We start from the raw sequence: 13,887 nt of genomic DNA, 5'->3' as shown, positions 1-13,887 counted from the left end.
GAACCTTCGATCAGCACAGGAGTGTCGTCATGTCACGAATGCTGACCAACCTGAAGTTCTGGGCCCTCACCGCGACGCTCGCCTGGATCGTGGTCGTGACCGCCGTCATCGCGATGAACCCGGAGTACGCGCTCGGCGCGCGATAGCGGCAGGGTGCCCAGCGTGTTGACCTTGACTCACCACGGCCGGGCGGGAGTGGCCGCGTGAGCGCCCGCGACACCGGGTTTCCGCGCACCGACGCCGAACACGACTTCCTGCGCGCACGCAGGCGGCAGGTGCTGTCCCGGCTGGCGAGTTGGTTGCGCCGCGAACCCGACGACGTCAATATCACGCTGCCTTTCGACGAGGTGGTGGAGGCGCTCGGCCGGGAGAGCGAACGGCGCGTCGGGCTGTGTGTCGTTCGACTGGACTCCGTCGTCGGCAGCGTCGATCGCGGCCGGGACTTCGACCGGCGGTTTCGCCCCACGTCGGCCCGGGTGCGGCAGCGCTGGGAGCGGTTGGCGCTGGCCAGCAGGCGCGGAGAGAGCATTCCGCCGATCGAGGTGTACCGGGTCGGTGACCTGCACTTCGTGATCGACGGCCATCACCGCGTCTCGGTGGCCCACGCGTTGGGGTTGACCACCATCGACGCCTACGTCACCGAGGTGAGGACCCGGCTGGACGCCGACGGAATTCGCCACCGGGGCGATTTGATCATCAAGGGCTACCGCAGGCTGTTCCTTGAGCGAGTGCCGCTGAGCGGGCAGGCCGCCGCCGTGCTCGTGTCGGATCCTTGGGACTATGCCGTGCTCGGCGAGCACGTGGAGGCTTGGGGGTTTCGCCTCATGCAGGACGAGGGGCGCCTGCTCGACCGCCGGACGGTCGCCGCGCGCTGGTACGAGGACGAGTACCTGCCGGTGGTGCGCATGCTTGCGCAGGCCGACCTGGTGGGCGACCGCACGGAGACCGAGGCGTACCTGTGGGTGGCCGGTGAGCGCTACCGGCTGGTGCGCACCCACCGCTGGGACGACGAGGTGATCGAGGCGCTACGTGCCCCGGCGAAGTGAGGCACCCGTTGCCCGCCGCCGCACGGCGTCCGGGTGGTGTCTGGCCAGCACCACAACGCCGGCGAACGCGACCGCGCCGCTGCCGAGCAACGTCGCGACGAAAGCGGTTCCCAGCGCCGTCGCTTCGTCGAGCAGCAAGAACCCGATCAGCGTGGCGACCGCAGGGTTCACCAGCGTCTGTGTACCCACCACCACGTCCGGCGGGCCGCTGGCGTAGCCGAGTTGCACGAACCAGGACCCGACGAGAAAGGCCACGACGAGCCCGGCGAGCGAAGCGGGCGGCAGCGCGTCCAGGCCGTCCACCCGCACGTTGTAGGCCACATCCCGGACGAGCACCACGACAAGCCCGTAGGCGGCACCCGCCGCTGTCGCCAGCGACACGCAGCGAGCGGTGCCGCGGCCCAGTGCCGCGACAACCGCCGCAGCGGCCACCGCGAGGCCGACGTACCGGGCCGCCGTCAGCACCGACGCGGGCGGGATGTCGCGCTCGGCCACCACCCCGGCGGTGCGCGCCACGAACACCACGATCGCGGCGGTGGTCGCCGCGACAGCGAGCCACCCGCGCACGTCCAGCTCGGCCGCGTTGAGCAGCGCCACCATCGGCAGGGCGAGCACGACGACGGGTGCCACCACCGAGACGGGCGCGAACGTCAGCGCGAGTATCTGCAGCACCGCGGCCCCGAACAGCACGCAGAAACCGCGCCGCCAGTACGGGTTGCGAGCCAGCCTGCCGAGCTTGCCCAGCCGCAGCCCGCCGTCCACCGTCTCCTGCCGAACACCGTCGTGCTGCAGTTTCGCGCCGACCGCGCCACCCGCCGCCCCGAGTGTCGCCAGCAGGATGGCGGCGACGATCATCGCGCCACCGCCTGCGGGCGGTGCCGGCTGGCTTGCCGTGCGGCCGACCACGACACCCGCAGCAGCCTGACCGCCAAAGCCAGCAACATCGCCAGTTCCAGCGCGAACAGGCCGCGCTGCACCAGCCCGGAGACGGCACGGAAGTCGAGCACGCCAGGGAACTGCCACCACACGACCAGGTCGGGCAGCCGCGCCACGAGGTACGCCGACGCCAGCACCACCGCGCCGATCGCGAGTCGGCGCAACAGCCGCGCGGTGCCCGCCCAGCCGTGCTGCTCGCGCAGCGAGGTGGCCGCCGCGAGGCAGGCAAGCGGCAGGGTCACGAACAGCGATGCGCCCGCGAACTGGTGGATCCAGCCACTGCCGGTTTCGATGCGTGGCGAGTCGTCGGTGGGGAATGCCGCGCACAGCAGCAACGCCGCACTCCAGCCGATCAGCAGTACGACCGCACGCGGCCCCAGCCGGACGCGTAGTTGCGCCAACCCGGCGAGAATGGCGAGGGTAGCGGTGGCCACGGCGACCAGCGTGGCGACGAACACCTCGGCCGCTCGCTCGGCGAAGACGTAGTAGCTCACCGCCCGCGAAAGCGGGTCCACCTCGTCGTGGAACCGGATGTTGAGATAGGTCATCGCCAGCACGCAGCGACCGAGGATGAGCAGCGACAGCACCGAGAGTGCGCAGGCCAGCGCCGCGAAGGCACCACCCCGCCGGGCTCGCGTCCCCTCCGTAACGCCCACCGCCGAACCTCCCCTCCATGAGGCTCCTCACCAGCGCCGACGACGCGATTCTCGCGGGCGTTGCCTTAGAGTTCGCTGAAAGCGCGGCATCGCCCACCGGGCGGCAACCGGCCCGGTGGGCGACGCGCCCGCATCAGGCGGAGTAGGTGAGGTTCTTACCGGAGGAGGGGTCGAACAGTTGTAGCTTCTCGGTGTCGAACCACACGTCGAGTTGCTCGTTCTCCCTTGCTCGCGACTCGGAGGAGAGCCTGGTGACGATGGTCGAGCCGGTGCCAGGCACGTCGGTCGCGCCCGCGTCGGCTGCCAGTTCCCGCAGCTCTGCGGTGGTGGCCAGCTCCGACTCGACCGTGAAGTACGCGAACTTCTCCGACCCCATCGACTCGAGCACGTCCACCGTGGCGGTGAACGTGGCCCCGGTTCGCCTGTGGGCTTCGTCCAGCAGTGCGGCGTCCTCGAAGTGCTCCGGCCGGATACCGGCGATCACTTCGCGGGGCGCGTTCGCGGCCTCGGCCAGCGACCGCACCCTGTCCGGGAGGGCGACGGTGCCCAGCGGGCTCTTCAGCGAGCCGTCCTCCAGGGTGGCGGGGAGGAAGTTCATCGACGGCGAGCCGATGAACCCCGCCACGAACAGGTTCGCCGGTTGCTCGTAGAGGAACTGCGGGGACCCGATCTGCTGCACGACCCCACCGCGCAGCACCACGACCCTGTCGCCGAGGGTCATCGCCTCGGTCTGGTCGTGGGTGACGTAGACGGTCGTGGTGCCGAGCTGCTTTTGCAGCTTGGAGACCGAGGTCCGCATCTGGCCACGCAGCTTGGCATCCAGGTTGGACAGTGGCTCGTCCATGAGGAATGCCTTCGGGTTTCGCACGATCGCCCTGCCCATCGCGACCCGCTGCCGCTGTCCGCCGGAAAGGTTGGACGGCTTGCGGTCCAGGTGCTGGGTCAGGTCGAGGATGCTCGCGGCCTCCTCCACCTTGCTTCGCACGGTGGCGTCGTCCACCTTGGCCAGCCGCAACGGGAACGCCATGTTCTCGCGGACACTCATGTGCGGGTACAGCGCGTAGGACTGGAACACCATGGCGATGTCGCGGTCCTTGGGCGACTTCTCGTTCGCCCGCTGCCCGTCGATTCGCAGCTCGCCGGAGGAGATGTCCTCCAGCCCGGCGATCATGTTCAGCGCGGTCGACTTCCCGCAACCGGAGGGGCCGACCAGGATGACGAACTCGCCGTCGGCGATCTCGATGTCCATCTCGGACACGGCGAGCGCCCCGTCGGGGTAGCGCTTGGTCACCTTGTCGAGCACGATCTCAGCCATTTGTCTTACCCCTTAACCGCACCGGAGGTCAGCCCCGCGACGATGCGGCGCTGGAAGAACAACACGAACAGGATGATGGGAATTGTGATCACAACGGCGGCGGCGGAGATCGTCCCCGTCGGGTCCTCGAACTGCGAGGTGCCGGTGAAGAACGACAGTGCCGCGGGCACCGTTCGCGACGCCTCGGTGGACGTCAGCGAGATGGCGAACAGGAAGTCGTTCCAGCAGAAGATGAACACCAGGATCGCGGTCGTGAACACACCCGGCGCGGCCAGCGGGGCGATGACCTTCCAAAACGCCTGCCCCGGCGTGGCCCCGTCCATCTTCGCCGCCTTCTCCAGCTCCCACGGGATCTCGCGGAAGAAGGCCGACAGCGTGTAGATCGCCAGCGGCAACGCGAACGTGATGTAGGGCAGGATCAGCCCCGGCCAGGTGTCGAACAGCCCCAGTTCCCGCTCGATGTTGAACAGCGGCGTGACCAACGAGATCTGCGGGAACATCGCGATCAGCAGCGAAACGCCGATGAGCGCGCGCTTTCCGGGGAAGTCGAGCCTGGCGACCGCGTACGCGGCCATCATTGCGAGCACCACCGCGATCAGCGTGGCGATGAGCGCGATGCCGATGGAGTTGATCAGTGGACGGACGAACTCGTTGGTGGCGAAGATGTCCGCGTAGTTGTCGAAGGTCCACTCCCTCGGGATGAAGTTGCCGTCGCTGAGCGTCTCCTTCGTCTTGAGCGAAAGCGAGACGATCCACAACACCGGCACCAGCGCGTAGACCACGACGATGATGTCGACCAGCGTCCACCTGGCCTTGCGGGCTGTGGTGACCGTACCCAGACCTGACGCAGCCATCAGCGTTTGCCTCCCTCGTCGCTACCGGGTGCCGCGGTGCCGAACACCTTGATGAAGATGAACGCGATGATGGCCACGGAGATGAAGATCAGTACCGCCATCGTCGAGCCGATACCGAGGTTCAACCCCTTGATCAGGTTGTTGTAGGTCTGCATGGACACCGACGAGGTGTCGTTCGAACCGCCGGTGAGCACGAAGATGTTGTCGAAGATCCGGAACGCGTCCAGCGTGCGGAACAGCAGCGCCACCAGGATCGCCGGCTTCATCACCGGAACCATCACCCTGATGAACCGCTGCCACGCGTTCGCCCCGTCCATCGCGGCGGCCTTCAGCAGATCGTCGGGCACCAGCGCCAGACCGGCCATGAGCAGCAGGGCCATGAACGGTGTCGTCTTCCAGACTTCTGCCAGGATGATGATCCACAACGACGGCCACTGCTGCGTGAGCGGTGCGCCGTCGCCCGCAAGCGCGTTGGCGAGGTACCCGGTCTCCGGTGTCCAGGCGTAGAACCACGAGAACGCCGCGACGACGGTGACGATCCCGTACGGCACCAGCGTCACCGTGCGCACCAACCCGCGCCCGACGAGAGTGCGGTGCATGATCAGTGCCAGTGTCATGCCGAGCACCAGTTCGATGGCCACCGACACCACCGTGAGGAACATCGTGGTGCCGAACGCGGTCCACCAGTAGGAGTTGGACAGCACGGCGACGTAGTTGTCCAACCCGACGAACTCGCGTTCCCCGGGGAAGCGAAGGTCGTAGCGCTGCAGTGACAACCAGATCGAGTAGGCGATCGGGTAGGCGGTGACCGCCACCATCACGAACGCGGCCGGTGCGATCAGCAGCAGGCCGAGCCGCCGCTCGGCCCGCTTGCCCTCGCTCAGCACCGCTTTGGGCCGCTGCTCCTCGGGTCGGGCCGGCGCCTTGGTCAGTGTGTCGCTCATGGGATCACGCCCTTCGAGTCGAGCGCGTCGGTGAGCTCCTGGCGCAGCCTCTCGGCCGTGCGCTGCGGATCGATGGCCGACGGCGGTGACAGCACCTTGGCCATCACCGTGGACAGGTTCTGGTAGGCCGGAGTCAACGGGCGCACGGCGGCGTCCTTCAGCTCATCGCGGATCGTGTCCTTCATCGGGTACTCGGTCGCCATGCTCGGGTTGTTCTCCGGATCGGCGGGCTCGCTCGGATCGAGTGGCGTCGGATCGTCGTAGACGGACTCGATGGTCGGCGGCACGCCGTCCTTCAACGCGGAGAACTTCTGGTTCTCGGCACTGCGCAGGCACAACGCCGCCTCGAACGCCTCCGGCTTGTGTGTCGAGGCCGAACTCACCGCGAGGTTGTAACCGCCGATGGTGGTGCGGCCTGAGTCGGGCGAGCCCACGCCCGGATAGGGCGCCCACTTGAAGTGACGCAACTCGTCCGGCTTCTCGGACGCGTAAGCGGCGTAGACGAACGGCCAGTTCAACTGGAACGCACCGTTTCCCTGCTGGAAGGCCAGCCGCACCTCGTCTTCCTGCTGGTTGGTGAGCGAGGGGTCGGTGAGTCCGGAAGAGGTGACCTGGAGCAGAATCTCCAGCGCCTGCACCGCACCGTGGTCGAGCACCACCGACTGGCCGTCCTCGGAGAGGATGCGGCCCCCCGCCGACTCGACGATCGAGTTGTACGTGACGACGAGCCCCTCGTACTGGGCTCCGGTGAACAGAATCTGGTGTGGCTTGCCGTCCGCCTTGAGTTGCCGCGACATGTCGATCATCTCGTCCCAGGTTCGGGGCGGCTGCGGCGTGATGCGGTCGTCGTACCAGAGCAACCGCACGTTGGTGTTCTTCGGCGCGGCATAGAGCTTGCCGTCCCAGATGGCGGTCTCAAGTGGACCGGCAAGGACATCGCGCTCGGCCTCGGCCTTGTTCGCCCCCGTCCATTCCTCGATCCAGCCCGCCTCGGCGAACTCCGGGACCCAGGTGACGTCCAGACCAAGGACGTCCATCGTCTCGTCCTCGGCCGCCAGCCTGCGGACCATCTGTTCGCGCTGCCCGTCAGCATCACGGGGCAGCTTGTTGTAGACGATCCGGTAGCGACCGTCCGCCTGTTCGTTGCAGCTGTCCACCACCGTCTGGAAGTTGTCCTCAGGCGCGTAGTAGACGTTGATCTGCTTGCCACCCTCCGAGCCGCAGGCCGTGAGTGCTCCCGCCCCCACGACCGACGCCCCGAGTAGTGCTGCGGCGCGACTGGGCGATCGCCCCCGCCGCGCTCGGACCTTCCCCATCAGGTCTCCCTCCCACCGCGCGACGGCGAGGTGGTGCACCCCGTCGTGCACGAGATTCAGAGCGCACGGACGCATACACGTCCGTGATTGGCGCCGTGAAACTTATTCCTGTTGATCACGGCGGCGCAACCGGTCGGCATGACCGATTCAGCCGAGGGAGGCTAGCTTGCTCCCGCAGAACCCATGGCGAGCTTGGCGAGCAGGTTCCGGCCCTCTTCGGCGTTGCGTGGTTGGCACAGCACGTCGTAGCGCCCGGCCACGAGTTGGCTGGACGAGGAGAAGTCCCTGCGGCCCCGTGTGGAGGCGTAGCTCAGCGCGGCGAAAACGGCACCGAAGAAGACACCTGCGATGAGGCCGACAAGCACGGGTGAGTACGACATGCCCTCCGGGCTGGCGAACATGCCCAGCAGCAACCCGACGAAGAGGCCGAACCACGCACCCGACAGCGCGCCGGTGCCCAGTACCTTCCCCCAGGAAAGCCTGCCGATGACGCGCTCGACGAGCATCAGGTCGACGCCGACGATGGTCACGTCCTGCACGGCGAAGTCGTTGTCGGCGAGGTAGTCGACGGCTCGTTGAGCCTCCTCGTAGGTGTCGTAGGAACCGATCGGCCAGCCGGACGGCGGCGTCGGCAGCCGCGGGAGGCCGGGCGCCTGGCGTCCCGAGAATGGAGTGGTCACGATCATCACCTGTGCCCTGTCCGATGCGCCCTGTGCCGCTCATGGGCGCGGGTACCCATCATCGCATCCTGCCAACACGGACGTAACCACACGAACCCGGCGAGGCGCGACTCGCCCGTGACAGGGCCGCCGGTGGTCAGTCTCGGAGTTTGTACTCGCGCAGGAGTCCCCGGCTGATGATGGTCTTCTGGATCTCGCTGGTGCCCTCCCCGATGAGCAGGAACGGCGCCTCCCGCATCAGGCGTTCGATCTCGTACTCCTTGGAATAGCCATAGCCACCATGGATACGAAACGCCTCCTGGGTCACCTCCGCGCAGTACTCACTGGCGATCAACTTCGCCATCCCCGCCTCCACATCGTTACGCGCCCCCGCATCCTTCAACCGCGCCGCATTCACCATCATCAAATGCGCCGCCTCCACCTTCGTCGCCATCTCCGCCAACTTGAACGCAATCGCCTGATGCTGCGCGATCGGCCTACCGAACGTCCGCCGCTGCTGCGCATACTCCACCGCCAACTCAAACGCCCGCACCGCGATCCCACACGCCCGCGCCGCCACATTCACCCGCCCCACCTCAATCCCATCCATCATGTGCCCAAACCCCCGACCCGGCACACCCCCCAACACCGCATCCACCCCCACCCGAAACCCGTCGAACACCGCCTCCGTGGTATCCACCCCCTTGTACCCCATCTTCTCGATCTTCCCCGGAATCGTCAGCCCCGGCGCCACCTCACCAAACCCCTCCGGCTTCTCCACCAACAACGTCGTCAAATTCTCATGCGGCTTCTCCGCGCCCTCCTCCGTCCGCACCAACACCGCCACCAAATTCGACGTCCCCCCATTCGTCAACCACATCTTCGACCCATCCACCACATACTCATCCCCCTCCCGCCGAGCCCGCGTCCTGATCGCCGCCACATCCGACCCCAAATCCGGCTCCGACATCGAAAACGCACCCCGCACCTCACCCGACGCCATCCTCGGCAACAACCGCGCCCGCTGCTGCTCCGTGCCGTACCGACCCACCATGTGCGCCACAATGAAATGAGTGTTGATCACCCCCGACACACTCATCCACCCCCGCGCGATCTCCTCCACCACCAACGCATACGTCAACAACGACTCCCCCAACCCCCCAAACTCCTCCGGAATCGTCAACCCGAACAACCCCAACTCCCGCATCCCCGCCACAATCTCCGCCGGATACACATCCCCCCGCTCCAACTCCTGCGCACACGGAATAATCTCCCTGTCCACAAACGAACGCACCGTCGACAAAATCTCCACCTGCACATCAGACAAACCAGCAGTCTGCGCAAGACGGGCCATGGTTCTCCCCTTCGTGGCTCGACGCCGGCGTTGGCTGAAGTTCCGGCGCTGGGTTACCGATGAGTATGGCCCGAAGAGGTGGTGTCCGCGGAGTCCGGGTGGGCAGCGCCACGCTCGGCCTCGGTCTGGTTGGCCCGGTCGAGGAAGCGCAGCAGTTCGACCGGGAACGGCAGCACGAGCGTGGAGTTCTTCTCCGCCGCCACCTCGACGACGGTCTCGAGCAGCCGTAGTTGCAGCGCCGAGGGGGTGTCGGCCATCCGGGCCGCCGCCTGCGACAGCTTCTCCGACGCCTGCAACTCGCCGTCGGCGGCGATCACCCTGCCGCGCCGCTCCCGCTCTGCCTCCGCCTGCCGCGACATCGCCCGCTTCATCGACTCAGGCAGCGCCACGTCCTTGATCTCGACACGGTCGATGTGGATACCCCAGCCCAACGCGGGGCTGTCGATCATCAGCTCCAACCCCTCGTTGAGTCGCTCCCTGTTGGAGAGCAACTCGTCCAGCACGCTCTCGCCGATGATGCGGCGCAGGCTGGCCTGTGCCACCTGCAGCATGGCGAACCGGTAGTTCTCGACACCGACGATGGCCTGCACGGGGTCGATCACCTTGAAGTACACCACCGCGTCGACACGGACGGTGACGTTGTCCTTGGTGATTCCGTCCTGAGCGGGAACCGGCAGCGTCACGATCTGCATGTTCACCTTCCGCATCCGGTCGATGCCCGGAAGGATCATGGAAAGCCCCGGTTCACGCGGTGCGCGGTGTACCCGGCCGAACCGGAACACCAAGCCGCGCTCGTACTGCTTGACAACTCGCACGCTCGCCGCCAGCCCGGCGACTCCGACGGCGGCCACCGCGATCAAGATCTCGATCAGCATGGCGAACTCCCGGCAAGGGAAAGGCCTGTCCGTCGATGCTACCCCCGGGGCGACCGGCCGCATGGCGGTCGAAACCACGCCGTGACCTGTGCACGGCGGCGTCGCTTCGGTGCGCACTGCCGTTCACCGCGCCCGTGACCTGAAGCTCGTCGGCGGGCGAGGCGGACCCTGCTTGCCTAGTCTGGGCCCCATGGCGGCCGTCAACCGGGTTTTCGCGGCTCAGCTGGCGAGACTGCCGGTGTTCGGCCCCGACGGTGAGTCGATCGGCAAGATCCGCGACATCGTCGCCGGCCTGCGGCTGGACCAGCTGCCCCCTCGCGTGCTCGGGCTGGTCGTGGAGCTGGCGACCCGGCGCAGGGTGTTCGTGCCGATGCTGCGGGTGACCTCCATAGAGCCGAACGCGGTCACGCTTGCCACAGGTTCGGTCAACATGCGCCGGTTCCACCAGCGACCCAACGAGGTGCTGGTACTCGGGCAACTGTTCGACGCGAGGGCGACGCTGCGGTCGGACGGGACCAGGGTCACGGTCGTGGACGCCGCCATGGAACCCACTCGCACCCGGGACTGGGTCCTCAGCAAGCTGGCGATCAGGGAACGTGGCGGGATCGGGCTGACCAGGCGACGCTCGTCGATGCGGGTGGTGGCGTGGAACGAGATCTCCGGGCTCGGACTGACCGATCTCACCGGCCAGCCGCAGGGCGCCGCACAGTTGCTGATGCTGTTCGACACCATGCGAGCCGTCGACGTCGCCGCCACCCTGCGTGATCTGCCGATGAAACGCAGGCACGAGGTGGTGGACGCGATGGACGACGAGCGGCTGGCCGACGTGCTGGAGGAACTGCCCGAGGACGACCAGCGCGAGTTGGTCGCCTACCTCGCCGACGAGCGTGCCGCCGACGTGCTCGAGGCGATGGATCCCGACGACGCCGCTGACCTGCTCTCCGAACTGGCTCCCGATGATCAGGGCAGGCTGCTGGGCCTGATGCAACCGGAGGAGTCCGAACCGGTGAAGCGGCTGCTGGAGTACTCCTCGGACACCGCGGGCGGGTTGATGACCTCCGAACCGGTGGTGCTGACACCGGACGCGACGGTGGCGGAAGCGCTGGCCCACATCCGCAACCCCGACCTCACCACGCCGCTGGCCAGCATGGTTTTCGTGTGTCGCCCGCCGAGCGCCACCCCGACCGGCCGATACATCGGCTGTGTGCACTTCCAGCGGCTGCTCAGGGAACCGCCCGCGGAGCTGGTCGCGGCCGCGGCCGACACCGATCTGCCCACCCTCAGCCCTTCGGCGTCACTGACCGAGGTGACCCGGTATTTCGCCGCCTACAACCTGGCGTGCGCGCCGGTCGTGGACGCCGACGAGCACCTCGTGGGCGCCGTGACGGTAGACGACGTGCTCGATCATCTGTTGCCCGAGGGCTGGCGGGAGACCGGGCTGTACGACATGGGCACAGGTTGACGCCCCGGGGCGTCGCATCGGAGGAGGATGAACCATGCCGGAACTGCTGGCCCGCGGGCGGTTGGACCAACCACGCCAGCCGAGACGGCTCGCCTTCCGTGTGGACCCGGAGATGGTCGGCCGGTCGGCCGAACGGCTTGCGAGGTTCGTCGGCACCGGCAAGTACCTGTTCTGGCAGACGTTGGTGGTGATCGCCTGGATCGCGCTCAACCTCTCCGCCGCGTCCCTGCGCTGGGACCCGTACCCGTTCATCCTGCTCAACCTGGCGTTCTCCACGCAGGCGGCCTACGCGGCCCCGCTCATCCTGCTGGCGCAGAACAGGCAGGACGACCGCGACCGGGTCTCGCTGGAGGAGGACCGGATGCGGGCCGCGCAAACCAAGGCGGACACCGAGTACCTCGCCCGCGAACTGGCAGGACTGCGGCTGGCGGTCGGCGAGGTGGTCACGAGGGACTATCTGCGCGTCGAGCTGGAGAAGTTGCGAGAGGATCTCCAGCAGGTGGCACGTAGCATGAGTACTGCAACCGCAACCGCCAGCGACAGAAGGTCGGTGTCCGAGCAGTGACCACCACGCAACAGACCCCCAGCGTCGACGACGTACGCGGCGCGCTGAACAAGGTCAAGGACCCCGAGATCCACAAGCCGATCACCGAGCTCGGCATGGTCAAGGACATCGCGGTCGGCGAGGACGGCGCAGTGACCGTCGCCATCTATCTGACGGTGGCAGGCTGCCCGCTGAAGGAGACCATCACCCGCGACACCACCGCGGCCGTCAAGGAACTGCCCGGCGTGACCGACGTGCACGTCGAGCTGGACGTGATGAGCGAGGAGCAGCGCACCGAGCTGCGCAAACGCTTGCGCGGCGACGCGGAGGAACCGGTCATCCCGTTCGCCCAGCCCGGCTCGCTGACCAGGGTGTACTGCGTGGCCTCCGGCAAGGGTGGCGTGGGCAAGTCCAGCGTGACCGTCAACCTCGCCGTCGCCATGGCCGAGCGCGGCCTTTCGGTCGGGGTGGTCGACGCCGACATCTACGGGCACTCGGTGCCGCGCATGCTGGGAGCCGACGAGAAGCCCACCAAGGTCGAAAAGATGATCATGCCGCCGCAGGCGCACGGTGTGAAGGTCATCTCGATCGGCATGTTCACCCCTGGCAACAGCCCGGTGGTGTGGCGCGGCCCGATGCTGCACCGCGCACTGCAGCAGTTCCTCGCCGACGTCTTTTGGGGCGACCTGGACATCCTGCTGCTCGACCTGCCGCCGGGCACCGGCGACATCGCCATCTCGGTGGCCCAGCTGGTGCCCAACGCCGAGATCCTCGTGGTCACCACACCGCAGCAGGCCGCGGCCGAGGTCGCGGAGCGAGCGGGGGCTATCGCGCTGCAAACCCGCCAGCGCGTAGCAGGTGTGATCGAGAACATGTCGTGGTTCGAGGCACCCGACGGCTCCCGCATGGAGATCTTCGGCTCCGGCGGTGGGCAGACCGTCGCGGAGTCGCTTTCGAAGTCGGTCGGTGCGGAGGTTCCGCTACTGGGCCAGGTACCACTCGACCCGCGGTTGCGCGAGCAGGGCGACGCCGGTACCCCGTTGGTGCTCACCGAGCCCGACGCGCCCGCGAGCAAGGTGCTGCGCGACGCCGCCGACAAGCTTTCGGTACGCGCTCGCGGCCTGGCCGGGATGATGCTGAACGTGACCCCGACGGGCCGCTGACCGACCCGACCCCACGCGAGTCCTGCACTCTCGCCCGCGAGTCCTGCACTCTCGCCTGCGAGTTCTGCGGTGCGGGTGCGGCAGGAGCCGTTGAGGCCTATAGGAACAGGTTCGCGCAGCGCGGGTGCCCGTCCGAGCCTGCGCTGCCCGCCCGGCGTGGCATGCGAGCAGCCCGGCACCGGAACGCAGAACTCGCGGGCAGGAGCGGGAATTCGCGGGCAGGAGCGGGGAATTCGCGGGCAGGAGCGGGGGACTCGCGGGGTTGGTCAGGTGGCGTCGGGGTCGACCGGTGGCTTCTCGCCCGGCTGCAGTGGTTGCGACTGCGGCTGCCCGACGGCGGGGTGACCGTTGGGCTTGGCGCTCCCGTTGGCGGGCCCGGTCGTGGCGCTGCCGTTGCCAGTGCCGGCGCCGTTGCCAGCGCCATTGCCATTGAACGAGTTGAGGCCGAGCGGATCGGAGTCACCGTCGAACAGGTGCTGGGTCACCGCCCGCTTGGGGTCGAAGCTACGCAGCGTACGAAGGTCCTCGATCGGCTTGCGGAACTCGTCGAACTCCGGGCCCATCTCGTCGCGCAACTGCTGGCGCGCTCCGGTGGCGAAATCCCGCATCTTCCGCACGTTCCTGCCGAGCCATGCCGCCGCCTCGGGCAGCCGCTCCGGACCGAGAATGAACAGGCCCGCGATGATCAGGACCAGGATCTCGCCCCAGCCGATGCTGTCGAACACCTGCCAAACCTCCGCCTCGCACCCCGGATCGGATCAGC

The 13,887-nt window shown here is 67.6% G+C and carries 14 protein-coding genes; 4 read left to right on the top strand and 10 right to left on the bottom strand.

Translation table 11 applies throughout. The annotated features are described in order from the left end of the window. Positions 1–203 precede the first annotated feature (203 nt). Positions 204–1,046, top strand: a complete 843-nt coding sequence (locus SACMADRAFT_RS04705) for a ParB N-terminal domain-containing protein (protein WP_009152639.1) — start codon at positions 204–206, stop codon at positions 1,044–1,046. Here SACMADRAFT_RS04705 and SACMADRAFT_RS04700 read toward each other — a convergent pair. From SACMADRAFT_RS04700 to SACMADRAFT_RS04660, 9 genes are all read right to left on the bottom strand, one after another. Then, entirely contained in the window at positions 1,026–1,901 is an 876-nt protein-coding gene (locus SACMADRAFT_RS04700; RefSeq protein ID WP_009152638.1) for a hypothetical protein, read from the bottom strand. The two genes, SACMADRAFT_RS04705 and SACMADRAFT_RS04700, sit on opposite strands and share 21 nt — an antisense overlap. Continuing rightward, positions 1,898–2,638 carry a DUF998 domain-containing protein gene (locus SACMADRAFT_RS04695; RefSeq protein ID WP_009152637.1) on the bottom strand — a complete coding sequence of 247 codons (741 nt, stop codon included), beginning with the start codon at positions 2,636–2,638 and terminating at the stop codon, positions 1,898–1,900. The genes SACMADRAFT_RS04700 and SACMADRAFT_RS04695 overlap by 4 nt, the downstream gene beginning before the upstream one ends. 133 nt (positions 2,639–2,771) lie before the next feature. Further along, entirely contained in the window at positions 2,772–3,953 is a 1,182-nt protein-coding gene (locus SACMADRAFT_RS04690; protein ID WP_009152636.1) for an ABC transporter ATP-binding protein, read from the bottom strand. Between the two features lie 5 nt (positions 3,954–3,958). After that, entirely contained in the window at positions 3,959–4,807 is an 849-nt protein-coding gene (locus SACMADRAFT_RS04685; protein WP_009152635.1) for a carbohydrate ABC transporter permease, read from the bottom strand. Then, positions 4,807–5,751, bottom strand: coding sequence for a carbohydrate ABC transporter permease (locus SACMADRAFT_RS04680; protein WP_009152634.1), 945 nt, complete (start codon positions 5,749–5,751; stop codon positions 4,807–4,809). Before SACMADRAFT_RS04680 ends, SACMADRAFT_RS04685 begins: the two co-directional genes overlap by 1 nt. Continuing rightward, positions 5,748–7,067 (bottom strand): ABC transporter substrate-binding protein, encoded by a 1,320-nt coding sequence (locus SACMADRAFT_RS04675; RefSeq protein WP_040926096.1) that lies wholly within the window; start codon positions 7,065–7,067, stop codon positions 5,748–5,750. The genes SACMADRAFT_RS04680 and SACMADRAFT_RS04675 overlap by 4 nt, the downstream gene beginning before the upstream one ends. 161 nt (positions 7,068–7,228) lie before the next feature. Beyond that, complete coding sequence (locus SACMADRAFT_RS04670) at positions 7,229–7,753, bottom strand: general stress protein (protein WP_009152632.1); 525 nt, start codon at positions 7,751–7,753, stop codon at positions 7,229–7,231. A 130-nt stretch (positions 7,754–7,883) separates the two neighbouring features. Next, entirely contained in the window at positions 7,884–9,080 is a 1,197-nt protein-coding gene (locus tag SACMADRAFT_RS04665) for an acyl-CoA dehydrogenase family protein (RefSeq protein ID WP_009152631.1), read from the bottom strand. Between the two features lie 53 nt (positions 9,081–9,133). Next, complete coding sequence (locus tag SACMADRAFT_RS04660; protein WP_009152630.1) at positions 9,134–9,955, bottom strand: slipin family protein; 822 nt, start codon at positions 9,953–9,955, stop codon at positions 9,134–9,136. Positions 9,956–10,145: 190 nt separating this feature from the next. Between SACMADRAFT_RS04660 and SACMADRAFT_RS04655 the strand changes: the two genes are divergently transcribed. Genes SACMADRAFT_RS04655 through SACMADRAFT_RS04645 form a run of 3 tightly spaced genes read left to right on the top strand, consistent with a single transcriptional unit; the run spans position 10,146 to position 13,124 of the window. After that, entirely contained in the window at positions 10,146–11,417 is a 1,272-nt protein-coding gene (locus SACMADRAFT_RS04655; RefSeq protein ID WP_040925546.1) for a magnesium transporter MgtE N-terminal domain-containing protein, read from the top strand. 34 nt (positions 11,418–11,451) lie between these two features. Next, the gene (locus tag SACMADRAFT_RS04650) at positions 11,452–11,982 is read left to right on the top strand and encodes a DUF1003 domain-containing protein (protein WP_009152628.1); all 531 of its coding nucleotides are present in this window, start codon (positions 11,452–11,454) and stop codon (positions 11,980–11,982) included. Then, positions 11,979–13,124, top strand: a complete 1,146-nt coding sequence (locus tag SACMADRAFT_RS04645) for an Mrp/NBP35 family ATP-binding protein (RefSeq protein ID WP_009152627.1) — start codon at positions 11,979–11,981, stop codon at positions 13,122–13,124. The genes SACMADRAFT_RS04650 and SACMADRAFT_RS04645 overlap by 4 nt, the downstream gene beginning before the upstream one ends. A gap of 266 nt (positions 13,125–13,390) precedes the next feature. Here SACMADRAFT_RS04645 and tatB read toward each other — a convergent pair whose 3' ends face one another. Continuing rightward, positions 13,391–13,849, bottom strand: coding sequence for a Sec-independent protein translocase protein TatB (tatB, locus tag SACMADRAFT_RS04640; protein ID WP_009152626.1), 459 nt, complete (start codon positions 13,847–13,849; stop codon positions 13,391–13,393). Positions 13,850–13,887: the final 38 nt, after the last annotated feature.

Source organism: Saccharomonospora marina XMU15 (genome assembly GCF_000244955.1).
Taxonomy (GTDB): Bacteria; Actinomycetota; Actinomycetes; order Mycobacteriales; family Pseudonocardiaceae; genus Saccharomonospora_A; species Saccharomonospora_A marina.
Note: the sequence above shows the minus strand (reverse complement) of the source record. Positions and strands in the feature narration are given on the sequence as shown.

Coding starts and splice junctions, on each gene's coding strand:
- SACMADRAFT_RS04665 (WP_009152631.1), bottom strand. CDS start 9,080: ATGGCCCGTCTTGCGCAGACTGCTGGTTTGTCTGATGTGCAGGTGGAG.
- SACMADRAFT_RS04650 (WP_009152628.1), top strand. CDS start 11,452: ATGCCGGAACTGCTGGCCCGCGGGCGGTTGGACCAACCACGCCAGCCG.
- SACMADRAFT_RS04660 (WP_009152630.1), bottom strand. CDS start 9,955: ATGCTGATCGAGATCTTGATCGCGGTGGCCGCCGTCGGAGTCGCCGGG.
- SACMADRAFT_RS04690 (WP_009152636.1), bottom strand. CDS start 3,953: ATGGCTGAGATCGTGCTCGACAAGGTGACCAAGCGCTACCCCGACGGG.
- SACMADRAFT_RS04655 (WP_040925546.1), top strand. CDS start 10,146: ATGGCGGCCGTCAACCGGGTTTTCGCGGCTCAGCTGGCGAGACTGCCG.
- SACMADRAFT_RS04675 (WP_040926096.1), bottom strand. CDS start 7,067: ATGGGGAAGGTCCGAGCGCGGCGGGGGCGATCGCCCAGTCGCGCCGCA.
- SACMADRAFT_RS04670 (WP_009152632.1), bottom strand. CDS start 7,753: ATGATCGTGACCACTCCATTCTCGGGACGCCAGGCGCCCGGCCTCCCG.
- SACMADRAFT_RS04700 (WP_009152638.1), bottom strand. CDS start 1,901: ATGATCGTCGCCGCCATCCTGCTGGCGACACTCGGGGCGGCGGGTGGC.
- SACMADRAFT_RS04685 (WP_009152635.1), bottom strand. CDS start 4,807: ATGGCTGCGTCAGGTCTGGGTACGGTCACCACAGCCCGCAAGGCCAGG.
- SACMADRAFT_RS04680 (WP_009152634.1), bottom strand. CDS start 5,751: ATGAGCGACACACTGACCAAGGCGCCGGCCCGACCCGAGGAGCAGCGG.